Here is a 16364-nt window from a genome sequence, read left to right on the forward strand (position 1 = left end):
CGCCGGCAGTCCGGGACTCTCAGCCTGACGGAGGGCTGGCGATCGCCGCGCCCGGATTGAGGATGCCGAGCGGATCGAAGGCGTGCTTGACCGCCGCCATCAGCTCCAGCGCCTCGGGCTGGGCGGTTTTGCCGAGCGCCCCGACATAGGCGCGGCCGATGCCGTGCTCTGCGGTGATGCTGCCGTCGAACTCCGCGACGATCTCGAAGATGCAGGCGTTCACCGCTGTAGTCATCGCTGCAAGGGCTGCGGCGTCGGGGACTTCGCTGCGGTCGAAGCGCAGCGTGACATGGATGTTGCCGTCGCCGACATGACCGACGAAGAGTGGCTGCGCCGAGGGAAATTGCCGGGCTGTCCGCTGTTCGACGGCGGCGATGAAGGCGGGAACATCGGCGGTCGCGACGCTGCTGTCATGGGAGGCTGCCGGACCGGCGCGCCGGTTGGCCTCGGCGACGGCAAAGCGCAGATGCCAGATCGCCCTGGCCTGCGCGCCGCTTTGCGCGACGACCGCGTCAGTGATGACGCCGGCCTCCAGCGCCGCCGCGAGCACGTTCGTCAGGGTCTGCTCCAGGCCGGCCTTTGCATCGCTGTCGGCGATCTCGATGAAGACATACCAGGGGTGGCGCTGGCCGAGCGGCATCGAGGTGCCCGCGACGAGATCGAGCGTCAGGCCCATCTCGGCGTCGCACATCAGTTCAAAGCTCGAAATCGTCTCGCCGGCGGCCTCCCGCAGCAGGCCGAGCAGCGCGATCGCGTCGGCCGGGTTCGCCATGCCGCAAAGCGCGCTCGCGCTCGCTTTTGGCCGCGCGAAGAGCTTGAAGGATGCGGCGGTGACGATCCCCAGCGTGCCTTCCGAGCCGATCAGCAACTGGCGCAGCGCATAGCCGGCATTGTCCTTGCGAAGCGGCTTGAGACCATGAATGACGGCGCCGTCGGCACGCACATATTCGAGGCCGAGCACGAGATCGCGCACCGTGCCGTAGCGGATGACGCTGATGCCCCCGGCATTTGTGGCGACGACGCCGCCGATCTGGCAGGAGCCCTCGCTGCCGAGGCTGAGGGGAAACAGCCGGTTGGCCTGTTCGGCCGCCTGCTGGACGCGGGCCAGCACGCAGCCGGCCTCGGCCGTCAGCGTGTTGCCGTCGGTGTCGACCGAGCGAATGCGGTCGAGGCGGCCAAGCGAGAGCAGCACGGCATCGCCTGTCTCGTCGGGCGTCGCGCCGCCTGCCAGCCCGGTGTTGCCGCCCTGCGGGACGATGGCCGTGCGGGTCGCCGTCGCCCAGCGCAGGATCGTCGAGACATCCGCGACGGTTCTGGGGCGCAGCATCGCAAGCGCGCGGCCATGCCGGCGGCCGCGCCAGTCGGAGAGGTAAGGCGCCATCGCCCCGGCGTCTGTGACGATGCAGGAGGCGTCGAGCAGGCCGTCGAGGCCGGTGAGCCCGGGCATGGCGTCAGACGGTCCCGGCATCGACGATGAAATTCTGGCCGGTGCACATGCGGGAGGTCTCCGAGGCGAGAAAGAGCACCATGGCGGCGATATCGTCGGGCAGGATCTCGCCCTTGATCGCCTGCGCCTGCTGGGCGGCGGCCCAGCGCTCCGGCGTCATGTGCAGGGTGCGCTGGCGCTCCGTCATGACCCAGCCGGGCGTGACGCAGTTGACCCGGATGCCGTCAGGACCGAGTTCGCGCGCCAGCGAGCGGGTGAAACCGAGGATGGCCGCCTTGGCCGTGGTGTAGGCGATCATGCCCGGCGCGCCCTTCATCCAGGAGGTCGAGCCGAGATTGATCAACGAGCCGCCGCCCGCCGCGCGCATATCGGGCGCGAGCGCCTGCGCGACGAACATCATCGGACGCAGGTTGATCGCGAGGCGGTCGTCCCAATAGTCGGGCGTCACGCTGTCGAACGGGTGCCGGGCGTCATGGCCGGCATTGTTGACGCCGATCGAGAACGGGCCGCAGGCGGCGCGCGCCACGACGATGGCGGCTTGCGTCGCGGCGATGTCGCGCAGATCGACATGATGGAACGAGACCGTGCCGCCGGCCTCGGCAAGGCTTGTGGCCAGCGCCTCGCCGCGCTCGCGATCGATGTCGAGAAAGGCGACCTTCGCCTTCTGCCGAGCCAGTGCCGTGACGATGGCGCGGCCGATACCGTCAGCGCCGCCGGTGACCAGCGCCGCGCGCCCGGCGAGGTCGGGATAGATCGCGGCCGGCGTCATCCGCCGAACTCGTTTGACGGCAGGCCGGGCACATCGACCCGCAACGTGAACAAACCGCCTGAAAAAGGCGCTTCGGCCAGGATGCGCGATGACAGCCGGACCCGCGCCGAGGTGATGAACAGCGTTCTCAGGTCATCGCCGCCGAAGGCGATGCTGGTCGGGCGTGGCACGGGCATCGCGACCTCTCGCACCAGCCGGCCGTCGGGCGCATAGCGGTGCAGGCACCAGCCGTCCCAGATCGCGCACCAGACGAAGCCTTCGCTGTCGACCGCCAGACCGTCGGGGCGGCCAAGGCCGGAGTCGATCTCGGCGAAGACGCGGCGCTGCCCGAGCCGGCCCGATGCGAGGTCGAATTCGTAGGCGTAGATGCGCCCCGGCGCGGAATCGGCGAAATAGAACGTCTCCCCGTCCGGGCTCCAGTCGAGGCCATTGGCGACGGTAAGGCCGCTCTCGCGGCGCTCCCAGCGCAGATCGGGCGCGATCGCATAGAGCGAGCCGCTGGTCCGGCTGGCGTCGAGCCGCATCGTCCCGGCCCAGAGCCGGCCCCGGCGATCGCATTTGCCGTCATTGAAGCGGTTGTCGGAAATCTCGGCCTCGGGATCGACCAGCGGCGTCAGGGTTCCGTTGGCGAAATCGAACGCTTCCAACCCGTCCTGCGTCAGTGCGACGAGTCCGCCCTTGCTCCTGCCGACCACGGCGCTGACGAGGCGGGGCAGTACGACCTCTTCATTCGCCGATGTCGCGGGGTCGAAGCGGTTGACCGACGGCGCGAGGATGTCGACCCAGTAGAGCCTTTTCTCGCGGGCCGACCAGACCGGTCCTTCGGCAAGATGCGCGCCCCAGGGCAGGACGCATTCGACGCCCGGATCGACCGCGCGAGCAGAGCGCGGTTTGGCGCTGATGCTCATCTGCGTGGTGCCGACATTGCCTGAGATCTGCCGCGCCGCCGCCATCAGGTCGCGTCCGGTGACGTGGAGCCGGTCCCTGGTCAGGCGCGAGGACGGGCCGAACACGCCGATCGCGGCAACGGCGCGTCCGGTATGATCGAAGATCGGAGCAGCGACCGAGGCGACGCCGGCGACGTGCTCCTCGAGCGAGACCGCATAGCCGCGGGCGCGCGTCAAAGCGAGATCGGCGAGCAGCGCGTCCTCCTCGGTGAAGGTCGAGGCGGTGAAGCGTTCCAGCACGATCCGGTCGAACATCGCGCGCTGCTCATGCGGCAGGGCGAAGGCGAGCAGCGCCTTGCCGCCGGCTGTGCAATGCAGCGGGGCGCGACGGCCGACCTCGACGCGAAAGCCATACGGGCCGCCACGACTACGCTGGTCGATATAGAGCACCTCGTTGTTGTCGGTGGCGCAAAGCGCGGTGGTTTCGCGCGTCTCCTCGGCCAGGCGATCGAGCACGGGGGCGGCCGCGCCGCGCAGATCGAAGGATTCCCAGACGCGATGGGCGAGCTCGAAGAGCCGGTGGCCGAGCCGGTAGGTCGCGTCGCTCTCTTCCTGCCGGATCAGCCGGAACAGCACGAGGGTGTTGAGCATCCGCGCCAGCGTGCCCTTTGGCAGGCCGGTTGCGAGCTGGAGATCGCGGAAGCGCGGCGGCGAGGGCGCCTCGCCGATCACGTCGAGCAGATAGAGCCCCTTGGCGAGGGCCGCCGCGCCGGTGGGGACGTCGCGCTCGTGCGGCGTCAGGACGTGCGTGTCGCCCGCGCCTGCGCCGCCTCGTCGATCATGCGGTCGAACGTCCATTGCGGTTCATATCCCAGTTCGGTCCGGATCTTCGCATTCGACGTCGTGTAGAAAACGCCGCTGCCGGGCAGGTCGATGGTCTTCAGCGGCAGCCCCGTCAACTCTGCCATTCGCGGCAGGGCCGCCGCGAAGTCGACGGGCTCGGTCGCGCCCAGATTATAGGTCTGGCCGGCGGCCCCGGGATGGTCGAGCGCGAGCAGGATGCCGTCGACCATGTCGCGCGTATCGGTGATGTGCATGCGGAAGGGGCGGCCGGTCTCGCTGCGCGAGAGCACCAGCGCCTCTCGTCCCTCATCGGCCTGCTTCAGCAGGGCGACGGCCGCGGCATTGCCGAAGCCCTCCTGCTGCCTGATCTTGGGATGCAGGAAGAAGCGCGGGCCGGAGAAGACGCTTGTGGGGTCGAGCAGTTCGGCGGCGTCCTGCGTATGCGAGATGCGCAGGATCGTCGCCGGCGTGCCGCTGGTGCGCTCGAAGAAGCGGACCAGTTCCTCGCCGAGCAGCTTCGTCAGCCCATAGGGCGAGCGCGGGTTCAGGGGATGCCGTTCGTCGAGCGGGAGGTAGTCCGGCAGGTTCTCGGGATAGACCTCGCCGGAACTCGCGAAGACCAGACGCTTGAGCTTCTGGCCCGCGGCCTCTTCGATGAGAATGCGTGTGCCCTCGACATTGGCGGCGAAGAGCCGGTCCCGGTCGCCCGGCAGCCAGGACATGAAGGCGCCGAGATGAAGCACGGCGTTTGCGTCGCGCAGGGCATCGCGAGCAGCCGCACGATCGTCGAAGCCGCCGATGACCTCGCGATACGCGGGATGAGCAATGCCGGCCGGGCGCAGGTCGAAGCCGGTGACGCCATGGCCGGCGCCGAGCAGGCGGCGCACGACGCGCGAGCCAACGCGACCGGCGCTGCCCGTAACGAGGATGGAAATGGCGTCGCTCACCTGATCGCCTCCTGCGACGCCGCGTCGAAGACATGCAGCCGCGCCGGATCGAAGGAGAGCGTCATCGCCTCGCCCGGCGGCCTCCCGTCCGGGTTCATCAATCGCGCGATCAGCGAATGACCGCGCGCATCGTCGTCGCGCGCCAGACCCTGGACCCGGTTCTCTGTGGGCAGATCGACATAGACATATTGCTCGCTGCCGAGGCTTTCGATCAGGCGCGGCCGTACCTCGACACTGACCGGGCCGGGGCCGGCGGCGATATGCTCTGGCCGCAGGCCAAGAACGGCCTCCTTGCCGACGAGCGCCCGGGCATTTCCAGGCGGCAGGGCGACGTCCTGCCCGAACAGCCTGACCTGCGCGCCACCGGGCCCGGCGACGACGGGTGAGCGCAGGAAATTCATGCCCGGCGAGCCGATGAAGCCGGCGACGAAAAGATTGGCCGGCTCGCGGAACATCACGTCGGGCGGCGCGATCTGCTGGACGACCCCGTCCTTCATGATCACGATGCGATCGGCCATCGTCATCGCCTCGGTCTGGTCATGCGTCACATAGATCGTGGTGACGCCGAGGCGCTTGTGCAGCGCGCTGATCTCGGCGCGGGTGTGGACCCTGAGCTTTGCGTCGAGATTGGAGAGCGGTTCGTCCATCAGGAAGGCGAGCGGTTCGCGCACGATCGCCCGGCCGAGCGCGACGCGCTGGCGCTGGCCGCCCGAGAGCGCGCGCGGACGACGGTCGAGCAGATGGTCGATGCCGAGGATCTTCGCGGCCTCGCCGACGCGGCGGTCGATTTCGGCGGCCGGCGTGCCGCGCATCTTCAGGCCGAAGCCCATGTTCTTCGCGACCGTCAGATGCGGATAGAGCGCGTAGTTCTGGAAGACCATGGCGATGTCGCGGTCGCCCGGCGCGAGGTCGGTGACGTCGCGCTCGCCGATCGAAACCTTGCCCGAGGACGCCTCTTCCAGCCCGGCCAGGATCTTGAGCATGGTCGACTTGCCGCAGCCCGACGGGCCGACCAGCACGACGAACTCGCCGTCCGTGATGTCGAGCGAGAAATCCTTGAGCACCGACATCCCGCCATAGGATTTGGTCACATGCTCGATGGTGATGCCGGCCATTCCGTCGCCTCTTATTTTTCGGCGCCGGCGGTCAGGCCGCCGACGAGATAGCGTTCGAGGAAGAGGTAGATCAGCAGGACCGGCAGTGCGACGAGGATGGAAGCGGCCGAGATGTCGCTCCAGTTGCTGACGTATTCGCCCTTCATCGTGGTGATGCCGAGATTGGCGGTCCAGTTGTCCTGGGCGTTGGTCAGGAAGGTGCGGGCATAGGCGTAGTCCGACCAGGACAGAACGAACCCATAGAGCGCGGTCGCCGCCAGCCCCGGCGCCGAGACGGGCAGGATCACCCTGACCATGGCGCCCAGCGGGGAGCAGCCATCGACCATCGCGGCCTGTTCGAGCTCGCGCGGGATCGTGTCGAAATAGCCCTTCAGCATCCAGGTCGTGAACGGGATGATCAGCGTGGCGTGGGCGAGGATGATCGACCACAGGCTGCCGATCAGCTCGAGCTGGCGGAAGATGCCGAAGAGCGGGATCACCAGCAGCGTCGCCGGCAGCATCTTCGCGGTCAGGATGAACAGGCCAAGCGACTGGCCGCCACGCACCCTGAAGCGCGACAGGCTGTAGCCGGCCAGGACCGAGACGGTCATCGAGAGCACGACCGCGCCGATGGCGGCGAGCGCCGAATTGCCGAGCCATTGCAGGATCGGCCTCTCGGCCAGGATCTTCGCGAAGACGCCCCAGCGCGGCTGGTCGGGCCAGAATTTCGGCGGCAGCTGGCGCAACTGGTCGGGCTCCGACAGCGCGGTGACGACGAGCCAGTAGATCGGGAAGACCAGCAGCGCGCAGGCGAGCACGATGGCGGCGTAGAGGATGATGCTTTCGAGGCGGCTTCGTTTCATCGCCATGCCCTCACATCGTGTCCGGCGCGCGGGCGATCATCAGCCGGCTCGCGATCACACAGACGATCAGGGTGATGACGCCGATGGCCGAGGCGTAGCCCATCTTGAAGAAGCCGAAGGCCTGCTCGTAGGTCATGATCGAGAGGCTTTGGGTCGCCTTCAGCGGCCCGCCGCCTGTCATGACGTAGATGATCGAGAAATCGCGGAAGACCCAGAGCATCACCAGCACGAGCGTGACCCCGAGCACCGGCATCAGCGAGGGAATGGTGATGTGGACGAGACGCTGCCAGGCGCTGGCGCCGTCGACCCGGGCGGCGTTGTAGAAATCCTCCGGGATGGATTGCAGCCCTGCCAGCATCATGATCGAGACGAAGGGATAGCCCTTCCAGACCATCACGACGCAGACGACGGCGAAGGCGGCCGGCGGCGAGGAGAACCAGGCGATCGTGGTGTCGACGAGGCCTGCCTTGATGAAGAGCCAGTTCATCAGGCCGAAGGACGAATCGAACAGCCAGGCGAAGATCACGACCGCGATGACCTCGGGCACCGCCCAGGGCAGGGCGACCAGCAGCCGTGCCAGCGCCTGCCCCCGGAAGCGGTTGTTGACCAGCAGCGCTGTCGACAGGCCCAGCACGAAGCACGACGCGCTGACGATGACGACCAGCTTGAAGGTGACCCAGCAGGCGTTCCAGAAATCCTCCGAGGCGAACAGCCGCTCGTAATTGGCCGTGGTGAAGGGCCGGCGCGGCTGGTCGAGCCGGGCGATGTTGACGTTCTGGAAGGAGAGATCGACCGAGACAAACAGCGGATAGACGATGATCAGCGCGATCAGCAGTACGGCCGGCGCGAGCAGCAGGTAGCCGAGCCAGTGCCGGCGGCTCGGTCGCGCGAGGTCGAGGAAAGCGGGGCGGGACATGATGTCTCCGGGCTGGTCGTCATTCTCGGGCGGCGCGCAGCGCAGACCCTGGAATCCCATGACGGAAAGGCGCTGGTTTCCGAGATGGCCGGGTCAAGCCCGGCCATGACGTCGCTCACTGCTTCTGCAGCGCCTCGGCCTTCTTCTGCATGGTGGCCGCGACGACCTTGGGGTCGAGATCCTGGATGATCATGCGTTGCGATTCTTCCATGACCATCTTGGCGAACTCGTTGAAGACGAGTTCGAGGCCCTTGGGGATGCGGTCGACCTTGGCGTCGGCGGCGGCCTTGGTCGCCTTCACCAGCAGGTCGAAATGCGGGGTGTCCTTGCTCGCGGCCGAGGTGTCGGCGCGCGGGCTTGGCGGCGGTGAGGCGCCCAGCGTCGCATAGGTGCCCTGGAATTTGTCGGAGGTTGCGATCTGGATGAAGTCCCAGACCAGCTTCTTGTTGTCCTTGGGCGCATCGGCCGCGATGCCCAGCACATTGGACGAGCCGCCCACCGGCGGATCGAACGGCACCATGGCGAGCTTGATCTGGTCCTTCGCCTTGCCCTTCTGGATGATCGGCCAGAGCCAGGGCCCATCCATCTTGAGCGCGATCTTGCCGTCGGCGAACATCTGGCGGACCTCGCCGGCGGCGAGATCGCGCGGAGTCAGGCTGCTCTTGATGATGGTCTTCCAGCGCGAGAGGCCCTCGACCATCTGGGGCGTGTCGATCGTCACCTTGCCGGCCTCGTTGGTCCAGCGCCCGCCGGCGTCGAGCGTGTAGTTCATCATCTCGCTCATGTACTGGCCGCCGCCGCCCCTGGTCTCGTGGCCGGTGCCGAACTGGTCGGTGATGCCGTCGCCGTTGAGATCCTTGGTGAGCTTCTTCGCGGCGGCGAGGAACTCGGCGTAGTTCCTGGGTACCTCCAGCCCCTCCTTCTTCAGGAGTTCCTCGTTGTAGGCCATGACGTAGCCGAAATAGAGCATCATCGTGCAGACGGTCTGCTTGTTCCAGGTGCAGGTGTCCTGGCCGGCCCAACCCTTGAGATCGAGCTTCGCGTCCCTGATGTAGCCGTCGAGCGGCTCCAGCCAGCCATTATCGGCGAATTTCTGGAACTCGAAGGAGGCGAGATGGACGATGTCGGGCGGCTTGCCGCCGGCAAACAGCGTCGTCATCGTGTCGGCATAGGCGCCGCGCTCGACCTTGGTCCATTCGATCCTGACGCCGGGATGGCTCGCCTCGAACTCCTTGATGACCGAGCCCCACCAGTCGCCGACGCCGCGCTCGTCCTTCTGCCAGGAAACGAATTTCAGCACCTTTCCCTGCGCGAAGGCGGCGGTGGAGGCAAAGCCCGATGCGAGCCCAAGGGCGATCGCGACGGCCGATAGCAGCACTCTGTTCCTCGACATGGCACATCCTCCCAGATGATGCGGTTTTCAGCTTTTGTATCGTTGCAGCAGGTCGAGCGCCTGCCTTGAGGGTTCGACGCCGAGCCCCGGACCGCTCGGCAAGGTGTAGAATCCGGCGTCGCAGTCCATGTCGCCGACGAGCAGCCGGCGATTGGGCTCGAAGATCGAATGCTGGAATTCGTGGCACTCCACCGCCGACAACGCCGAACTGGCGTGCAGGCTCGCGGCCAGGAAAAGGCCGATGCCGATGGTGGCGTGGGGAATGACGCGCAGATGGTGCGCCTGCGCATATTGCCCGATGCGCATGAATTCGGTGACGCCCTTGTGCCCCATCTCGGGCTGGACGATGGCGCAGGCGCGTTTCGCGACGCGGGGCACCAGATCATAGACCGTGCGCCATTCCTCACCGGCGGCGACGGGCGTGGCGACATGGGCCGCGACATGCGCGAGACCCTCGTTATCCTCGGGCTTGACCGGCGCCTCGGCGAACCAGAGGCCGTGCGGCTCCATCTGCCGGATCAGCGCGACGGCCTCCTCGCCGGTGTGGACCCAATGCATGTCGCAGGCGATGCGCGCCTTCGGCCCGAGACGGTCGCGCAAAGTCGCCATTTCCGCGATGACGCCGTCATCGGCGACGGGGGCTGCGAACTTGAAGCTGTCGAAGCCTTTTTCCTGCCATTGCGCGGCGAAATCGGCGCGTTCGCCGCGGGTCGGCTTCGGCAGGCCGGAGATATAGGCCGGCAACCGCTCGTGGCGTTGCCCGCCGAGCAGCTTGACCAGCGGCAGGTTCGCCAGTCGGCCGCAGATGTCCCAGAGCGCGATGTCGATGGCGGCGAGCGCATCGAGATAGAAGCCGCCGGTATAGCCGCGCACCCGCATCAGATCGTAGAGATCGTCATGGATGACGCAGACATCGCGCGGATCGCGGCCGACGACGAAGGGGCCGAGCAGATCGTCGATGATCGCCATCGCGGCGCCAGGCGCGACGATGCCATAGGTCTCGCCCCAGCCGACGCAGCCGCCGGTCGTCTCGATGCGGACGACAACGGTGCGGTCGACCACGGGATAGACGGTGCGGTTGCCCCGGCGCACGAGATAGCCGCGCTCGTTGACGCTCTCGCCCTCGCGCAGCGCGCCGAGATAGGGCGTGTCGCGCGGAATGGTGATCGAGAACACCTCGACGCTGGCGACGCGCTCGCTCATTCGCGCATGCTCGCAACGAGGGGGCGGGGTGACGCCTCAGCCTGCATCAGGTCGGCGCAGGCTTCGAGCCATGCGTCGATCTCGGCGATGTCGTGGGCGTCCATCGGCGGCACGGCGGCGCGCACCGTCCGGTTGTCGAGGATGCCGCGCCGGCACAGCACATGCTTGGTGAAGGCCATGCGGAAATTCGCCTGGATAACCAGCAGCGGCAGCGTGCGCATGTAGACCTCGCGGGCGCGGCCGACATCGCCCGAGCGAAAGGCGCGGTCCATCGCGACATGCACGTCGGAGAGTTCGACGGCCGGCATCGCGCCGCAGGCGCCGCGATTATACTCGTCGATCAGGTAACGCGCGCCGCCACCGCCGATGACGCCCTTGAGATGGGCTGGTTTGCCCGCGACCAGCGCCGAGATAGCAAGCCCCGACGGCAGCGTCTCTTCCTTGACATAGGTGATCGCGGGGTTGCCGTTGACGATGGCGAGGATGGTGTCTGGCTTGAGGTCCGAGCCGCGCGGCGCAGGCGCGTTCTGCAGAACGATTTCGAGGCCGGGTACGGCGTCGGCGATGTCACGATAGAAGGCGGAGACAGCGTCGAGACCGACGCCGACGCTTTTGGGCGCCTGGATCATCACCGTGGAGACGCCGAGGCTCATCGCATCGCGCGCATACCCAGCCGCTTCGGCGACGGTCGGCGCGCTCGCGCCCGCGACGATCGGGACCATGCCGGCGACACGATCGACGACCACCTTGAGCAGCGTCGCGCGCTCGGCCGCCGTCAGTTCATCGACCTCGCTGGCGAAGCCCGGAAAAACGACACCGTCGACGCCTGCCGCGAGCGCGAAGTCCGTGATTGCCGCCATCGCCGCAGGGTCGATCGCGCCTTCAGTCGTGAACGGTGTCGGCAGGACCGGCAGAATTCCCTTGAGCACGCTTCATCTCCCGATCGATCCATATGTTGGATCGTATGTTTTCTTATATGGATCGTATTTTGAGGAAGCCGACGCGTCAACCTGGATCATCGCCGGTCGGCACAACGAAAGCTCGCAGGCCGTGTCGCAACATTGTTGAGCCACGTTCACTAAGACTGCGATGGCGTGCAGCCTAAAATCGGCCGGCCGGCGCTTACAGGCATTTCGCCGCGCTTGCTCTGCAAAATTTGGCATCGACAGAATGAGCCCTGCTCACCTAGTCTCGTCGTAATGCCGCCAGATGAAGCGGACCCGGAGCAAACGCCATGGACGCCCATCACATTGCCAATGCACGCCCCGAGCGTGCCGATTTCGAGCTGTCCGAGGAGCGCGAAGCGATTCTCGACGCTGCCGACCGTTTCGCCCGCAACGAGCTCTATCCGCTCGCAGCCCGCATGGACGCCGAGGAATGGTGGCCGCCGGACGCCTTCAAGGCGATCGGCAAGGCCGGCTTCTTCGGCGTCACGGTGTCCGAGGAGGAGGGCGGCTCGGGCAGCGACCTGTTCGCCAGCGGGCTGATCCTGCAGGGTTTTTCGCGCTGGAACCATGCGCTTGCGCTCAGCTGGGTCGCCCATGAAAACCTCTGCCTGAACAACATCTTCCGCAATGCCGAGCCGCATCTGCGCAAGAAATACCTGCCCGGGCTGTGCTCCGGCGAACTCGTCGGGGCGCTCGGCCTGACCGAGCCCGGAGCGGGCTCGGATGCGCTCGGCTCGATGAAGACGACGGCGCGCCGCGAGGGCGACGAGTGGGTGCTGAACGGCCAGAAGCTCTACATCACCAACGGCCCGGTCGCCGACGTCATCCTCGTCTACGCCAAGACCAGTCCGGATAAGGGTCCCAAGGGCATTTCGGCCTTCATCGTCGAGAAGGATTTCCCCGGCTTCAAGGTGGCGCAGAAGCTGACCAAGATGGGTTTTCGTGGCAGCCAGACCGCCGAACTCGTCTTCGACGAATGCCGCGTGCCGGCGGAAAACCTTGTCGGCGGGGTCGATCGCGGCGTCGCCATCGTGATGAGCGGGCTCGACCTCGAACGCGCGATGATCTCGCCGATCTGCCTTGGAATCTGTGAGCGCGCGCTCGAACTCAGCATCGACTACGCCAAGACGCGGGTCCAGTTCGGCCGGCCGATCGGCGAATTCCAGATGGTGCAGTCCAAGCTCGCCGACATGTATGTCTGGGTCGAGACGATGCGGACCTTCAACTACCGGGTGCTGGCGGCTGCCAACGACCTTGAGGTGGGCGGCGGCGGGCGGGGCCGCATCCATGCGCTGACGGCCGCCTCGGTGATGTACACGGCCGAGACGATGAACCGCGTCCTCAACGAGGCCGTCCAGATCCATGGCGGTTCCGGCTATATCTGGGAGAGCGAGATCAACCGGCTCTATCGCTCGGTCAAGCTGCTCGAGATCGGCGCGGGCACGACCGAGGTGCGCAAGCTCATCATCGCCGGCGAATTGCTGAAGGGCTGAGGCGGCGCGATCGATTCTCGCAAGCGGGAGCAGAGCCCGGCGCCCATGCGCGGCGCGAGGCTTGCTAGAGCGGCCCGTGCGGGCGACCTTGCCCGGCACGCCGCGCCAGCACTGCCGCATTCCGACGAGGACGACCGCCGATGACCAACCCCGCCGATCTGAGCGCGGCCGAGATGCTTGAAGCCTTCCGGGCGAAGACGCTGTCGCCCGTCGAGGTGACGCAGGCCGTCATCGCCCGCATCGAGGCCGTCGAGCCGAAGCTCAAGGCGCTCTACGCCTATGATCCCGAGACCGCGAAAGCCGACGCCAGGGCGTCGGAGGCGCGCTGGGGCAAGGGCGAGGCGCTGGCGCTCGACGGCGTGCCCGGCACGATCAAGGAGAACGTCGCAACCAAGGGCATTCCGATGCCGCTGGGCACGGCCGCGCGCGATCTGACGCCGATGGCAGACGATGCGCCGGTGACGGCGCGGCTGCGCGAAGCCGGCTTCATCTGCCTCGCCAAGACGACGATGCCCGATTACGGCATGCTCTCGTCGGGGCTGTCGAGCTTCCACGAACTCGCCCGCAATCCCTGGGATCTGACCAAGAACCCCGGCGGCTCCTCGGCAGGCGCGGGCGCTGCCGGCGCTGCCGGCTACGGCCCCTTGCATATCGGCACCGATATCGGCGGTTCGATCCGGCTGCCGGCCGGCTGGTGCGGGCTCGTCGGCCTCAAGCCCAGCTTCGGCCGCGTGCCGGTCGACCCGCCCTATTACGGCCGAGTCGCCGGGCCGATGACGCGCACCGTCACCGATGCGGCGCTGATGATGATGGAAATCGCCAAACCGGATGCGCGCGACGGCATGAGCCTGCCGCCTCATGCGATCGACTGGCTCTCGCTCGACATCGACGTGAAGGGGCTGCGGATCGGGCTCCAGCTCGACCCCGGCATCGGCCTTGCCGTCGAGCCCGAAACGAAGGCCGCGATCGAGGCCGCGGCGAAGGCTTTCGAAGCGGCGGGCGCGATCGTCACGCCCGCGCCCGCCTTCTTGACCCGGGCGATGCTCGACGGGCTCGATGATTTCTGGAGCCAGCGCGCCTGGGCCGATATCGGGGCGCTGCCGGCAGAGAAGCAGGCGAAGGTGCTGCCCTTTATCTTCGCCTGGGCGAAGCGCGGCGACGGGCTTTCGGGCGAACGCGTCTATCGCGGCATGAGCCAGATGATCGCGATCAGGGATGCGGCGCTGAAGCAGAGCGCGCCCGTCGACTTCGTGCTCTCGCCGGTTTCGCCAGTGCCGAGCTATCCGGCCGAGCTCGCCTCGCCGATCCACGATCCCGACCGGCCCTTCGAGCACATCTGCTTCACGCTGCCTGCCAACATGTCCGACCAGCCCTCGATCTCGGTACATGCCGGGATGACGACTGGCGGCCTGCCGATCGGCCTGCAGATCACCGGGCGGCGTTTCGACGATCTCGGTGTGCTCCGGATGGCGAAATTCTGGGAAGGCCTGCGCGGTGCGATGCCGGTGTGGCCTCAGCTCGCCTGAGCTGCTGCGCGCCCGGCGATCTCGCCAAGCGCCACCGCCGTGAGCAGGCCGTTGCCCGAAAGATAGCCCGAGGCCTGTGCGCCGGAGACGCCGACCGCCGCGCCGCCGCAGGCATGGAGGTTGCCGATCACGCTGCCGTCCCTGCGCAGAACGCGGGCTTCTCCATCGACGCGCAAGCCGCCCTGCGTATGGAACAGCGCGCCGGTGACCCTGACGGCGCAGAGGGGCGCGACGAGTTGCGGTGCGCCGGTGAAGGCGCGACCGAAGCGGTCAGCGCCATCGCCCCGTTTCAGCGCCTCGACCTCCGACGCAGTCGCCCGCAGCGCTTCAGGCGGCAGGCCGAGCTTTCCAGCCAGCGCCTCGATCGTATCCGCATCGACGATCGCGCCCTGCGCCTCCGCGTTGCGGAAATCCTCGAACTGGCGGGCGATGCCGGCAATGCGGGCGTCGAAGATCGTCCAGGCCTTGCCGTCGGGCTGGCGCAGGACATTCGCGGCCTGCTCGGAATAGCCGTGGCTCTCGTCGGAAAAGCGTTCAGCCCTCGCGTTGACCTGAAAGCCACCCTCCATGATCGTCGCCCAGGTGATCAGGATGCCGTGCGGCTGCGCCACCGAGCCATGGCCCTGATGACCGGCCATGTGGACGAGCTCCGCGCCGAGCGCCTGCCCCCAGAGCACGGCATCGCCCTCATTGCCGGAATGGCCGAACCAGAGTGCGTCGACCATCTGCGGGATATGCTGCGCGACCAGCGCGCGATTGCCGCCATAGCCGTTGCAGGCCAGAACCAGCGCCTTGCAGCCGATCGTCTCCCACCCGCCATCGGGGCGGGTTCCGGCAATGCCGGCGATTTCGCCCTCCGCGTTGGTGAACAGGGTCGTGGCGCGAAAGCCGGTCAGCAACGGTATTTCTTTGGCCTCGACCGCTTCACGCAGGCGGTCGACCAGTTCCGAACCGGTGCGCTTGGGCAGGCCGTGCATGCGGTTGGCGGAATGGCCGGGATAGTTGAAATTGGTGATGACGTCGAAGGGCAGCCCGTGCCGATCGGCGAGCCATTCCAGCACCGTGCCGACATGCGCTGTCATGCGCGCGACCATTGCGGGCTCGGGCTCGTGATGGGCCTTCTCCAGAATGTCGCGGGCGAAGAGTGCCGGACTGTCGTCGATACCGGCCTCGCGCTGGAAGCGCGTGCCAGCGGCGGGAATGAGCCCGGCCGAGAGCGCGGTCGAGCCGGAGGGCACGGCGTCGCGCTCGACGAGGACGACCTCGGCGCCGGCTTCGTGCGCGGCGAGTGCCGCAACGAGCCCGGCTGCGCCTGCGCCGATGATGAGGACGTCCGCCGTCGCCTCGAAGGCGATGCCGGCGGCGGGAAGGATCGCGCTCACAGCGCGCCGATCTCCGCCATCACGCCGGCGATCGTCGCGATACGCGCCACGGGCTTGAGCGCCGCGATGGCCTCGGCGTGCATCTGCTCGGTCGGCGCGGCGCAGCCGTTCTCCAGCACGGTGACGTCGATATCGCGGACATGGGCGTCGCGCACGGTCGAGGCGACGCCGCCATTGGTGACGATGCCCCCGACGATCAGATGGGTGACGCCGAGCTTGCGCAGCAGCCATTCGAGCCGCGTCTGGTAGAAGGCGGAATAGGCGATCTTTTCGACGGCGATGTCGATCGGCTGGAGCGCGTCCACGACCTGATGGCCCCAGCCGCCGGGCAGGAAGTCGCCATTGCGCAGAAAGGGCCGCATCTGCAGCAGGTGGGGCGAGATCAGCGGTTCGCCGCCACGTCCGGGCACCAGCGTGAACTGCGTCGCGGCAACGATGCCGCCCTTGGCGCGGATCAGGTCGGCGAGCGGCTTGAGCTTCTCCGGCAATGCCTGCGCGGCGGTTGAGGCCGCCTTGCCCCGGGCATAGGCGCCGTCGGGATGGATGAAGTCGTTCTGCAGATCGACGATCAGCAAAGCGGTGTGGGCGAGGGAGGTGATGGATGACGCCATGGCGATGTCCTTGCTTTCACCCTCCCCGTCATCCCGGACAAGC

General features: G+C 67.4%; 14 protein-coding genes. 2 read left to right on the plus strand and 12 right to left on the minus strand.

The window, feature by feature from the left end:
- Positions 1 to 19: 19 nt before the first annotated feature.
- From AC1DZY_RS08110 to AC1DZY_RS08155, 10 genes are all read right to left on the minus strand, one after another.
- Complete coding sequence (locus AC1DZY_RS08110) at positions 20 to 1447, minus strand: FAD-binding oxidoreductase (protein ID WP_476819584.1); 1428 nt, start codon at positions 1445 to 1447, stop codon at positions 20 to 22.
- Between the two features lie 4 nt (positions 1448 to 1451).
- Positions 1452 to 2216 carry an SDR family NAD(P)-dependent oxidoreductase gene (locus AC1DZY_RS08115; RefSeq protein ID WP_476819585.1) on the minus strand — a complete coding sequence of 255 codons (765 nt, stop codon included), beginning with the start codon at positions 2214 to 2216 and terminating at the stop codon, positions 1452 to 1454.
- Positions 2213 to 3961, minus strand: a complete 1749-nt coding sequence (locus AC1DZY_RS08120) for an SMP-30/gluconolactonase/LRE family protein (protein ID WP_476819586.1) — start codon at positions 3959 to 3961, stop codon at positions 2213 to 2215. Before AC1DZY_RS08120 ends, AC1DZY_RS08115 begins: the two co-directional genes overlap by 4 nt.
- Positions 3901 to 4881, minus strand: coding sequence for an NAD-dependent epimerase/dehydratase family protein (locus AC1DZY_RS08125; RefSeq protein ID WP_476819744.1), 981 nt, complete (start codon positions 4879 to 4881; stop codon positions 3901 to 3903). The genes AC1DZY_RS08120 and AC1DZY_RS08125 overlap by 61 nt, the downstream gene beginning before the upstream one ends.
- An 8-nt stretch (positions 4882 to 4889) precedes the next feature.
- Positions 4890 to 6008 (minus strand): ABC transporter ATP-binding protein, encoded by a 1119-nt coding sequence (locus AC1DZY_RS08130; protein WP_476819587.1) that lies wholly within the window; start codon positions 6006 to 6008, stop codon positions 4890 to 4892.
- 11 nt (positions 6009 to 6019) lie between these two features.
- Complete coding sequence (locus tag AC1DZY_RS08135) at positions 6020 to 6850, minus strand: carbohydrate ABC transporter permease (RefSeq protein ID WP_476819588.1); 831 nt, start codon at positions 6848 to 6850, stop codon at positions 6020 to 6022.
- Between the two features lie 10 nt (positions 6851 to 6860).
- Positions 6861 to 7766 (minus strand): carbohydrate ABC transporter permease, encoded by a 906-nt coding sequence (locus tag AC1DZY_RS08140; RefSeq protein WP_476819589.1) that lies wholly within the window; start codon positions 7764 to 7766, stop codon positions 6861 to 6863.
- Positions 7767 to 7881: 115 nt separating this feature from the next.
- On the minus strand, positions 7882 to 9159 hold the full coding sequence (locus AC1DZY_RS08145) for an ABC transporter substrate-binding protein (protein WP_476819590.1): 1278 nt from the start codon (positions 9157 to 9159) through the stop codon (positions 7882 to 7884).
- Positions 9160 to 9186: 27 nt separating this feature from the next.
- Positions 9187 to 10362, minus strand: coding sequence for a mandelate racemase/muconate lactonizing enzyme family protein (locus tag AC1DZY_RS08150; protein ID WP_476819591.1), 1176 nt, complete (start codon positions 10360 to 10362; stop codon positions 9187 to 9189).
- Positions 10359 to 11291 (minus strand): dihydrodipicolinate synthase family protein, encoded by a 933-nt coding sequence (locus tag AC1DZY_RS08155; protein ID WP_476819592.1) that lies wholly within the window; start codon positions 11289 to 11291, stop codon positions 10359 to 10361. Before AC1DZY_RS08155 ends, AC1DZY_RS08150 begins: the two co-directional genes overlap by 4 nt.
- 305 nt (positions 11292 to 11596) lie before the next feature.
- On the opposite strand from AC1DZY_RS08155, the gene AC1DZY_RS08160 reads away from it, so the two are divergent.
- Positions 11597 to 12802 (plus strand): acyl-CoA dehydrogenase family protein, encoded by a 1206-nt coding sequence (locus AC1DZY_RS08160; protein WP_476819593.1) that lies wholly within the window; start codon positions 11597 to 11599, stop codon positions 12800 to 12802.
- Positions 12803 to 12942: 140 nt separating this feature from the next.
- A complete protein-coding gene (locus tag AC1DZY_RS08165) occupies positions 12943 to 14328 on the plus strand; it encodes an amidase (protein ID WP_476819594.1) in 1386 nt (461 codons plus the stop codon).
- Here the strand turns inward: AC1DZY_RS08165 and AC1DZY_RS08170 are convergent.
- On the minus strand, positions 14316 to 15710 hold the full coding sequence (locus AC1DZY_RS08170) for an FAD-dependent oxidoreductase (RefSeq protein ID WP_476819595.1): 1395 nt from the start codon (positions 15708 to 15710) through the stop codon (positions 14316 to 14318). The genes AC1DZY_RS08165 and AC1DZY_RS08170 overlap by 13 nt on opposite strands.
- On the minus strand, positions 15707 to 16321 hold the full coding sequence (locus tag AC1DZY_RS08175; protein WP_476819596.1) for a cysteine hydrolase family protein: 615 nt from the start codon (positions 16319 to 16321) through the stop codon (positions 15707 to 15709). Before AC1DZY_RS08175 ends, AC1DZY_RS08170 begins: the two co-directional genes overlap by 4 nt.
- Positions 16322 to 16364 lie beyond the last annotated feature (43 nt).

This window comes from Allobosea sp. P2_A10 (assembly GCF_056405115.1).

What these genes read in the sequence shown, in the direction of transcription:
- AC1DZY_RS08110 (WP_476819584.1), bottom strand. Translation starts at nt 1,447, where the DNA reads ATGCCCGGGCTCACCGGCCTCGACGGCCTGCTCGACGCCTCCTGCATC.
- AC1DZY_RS08115 (WP_476819585.1), bottom strand. Translation starts at nt 2,216, where the DNA reads ATGACGCCGGCCGCGATCTATCCCGACCTCGCCGGGCGCGCGGCGCTG.
- AC1DZY_RS08120 (WP_476819586.1), bottom strand. Translation starts at nt 3,961, where the DNA reads ATGGACGTTCGACCGCATGATCGACGAGGCGGCGCAGGCGCGGGCGAC.
- AC1DZY_RS08130 (WP_476819587.1), bottom strand. Translation starts at nt 6,008, where the DNA reads ATGGCCGGCATCACCATCGAGCATGTGACCAAATCCTATGGCGGGATG.
- AC1DZY_RS08135 (WP_476819588.1), bottom strand. Translation starts at nt 6,850, where the DNA reads ATGAAACGAAGCCGCCTCGAAAGCATCATCCTCTACGCCGCCATCGTG.
- AC1DZY_RS08140 (WP_476819589.1), bottom strand. Translation starts at nt 7,766, where the DNA reads ATGTCCCGCCCCGCTTTCCTCGACCTCGCGCGACCGAGCCGCCGGCAC.
- AC1DZY_RS08145 (WP_476819590.1), bottom strand. Translation starts at nt 9,159, where the DNA reads ATGTCGAGGAACAGAGTGCTGCTATCGGCCGTCGCGATCGCCCTTGGG.
- AC1DZY_RS08150 (WP_476819591.1), bottom strand. Translation starts at nt 10,362, where the DNA reads ATGAGCGAGCGCGTCGCCAGCGTCGAGGTGTTCTCGATCACCATTCCG.
- AC1DZY_RS08160 (WP_476819593.1), top strand. Translation starts at nt 11,597, where the DNA reads ATGGACGCCCATCACATTGCCAATGCACGCCCCGAGCGTGCCGATTTC.
- AC1DZY_RS08165 (WP_476819594.1), top strand. Translation starts at nt 12,943, where the DNA reads ATGACCAACCCCGCCGATCTGAGCGCGGCCGAGATGCTTGAAGCCTTC.
- AC1DZY_RS08175 (WP_476819596.1), bottom strand. Translation starts at nt 16,321, where the DNA reads ATGGCGTCATCCATCACCTCCCTCGCCCACACCGCTTTGCTGATCGTC.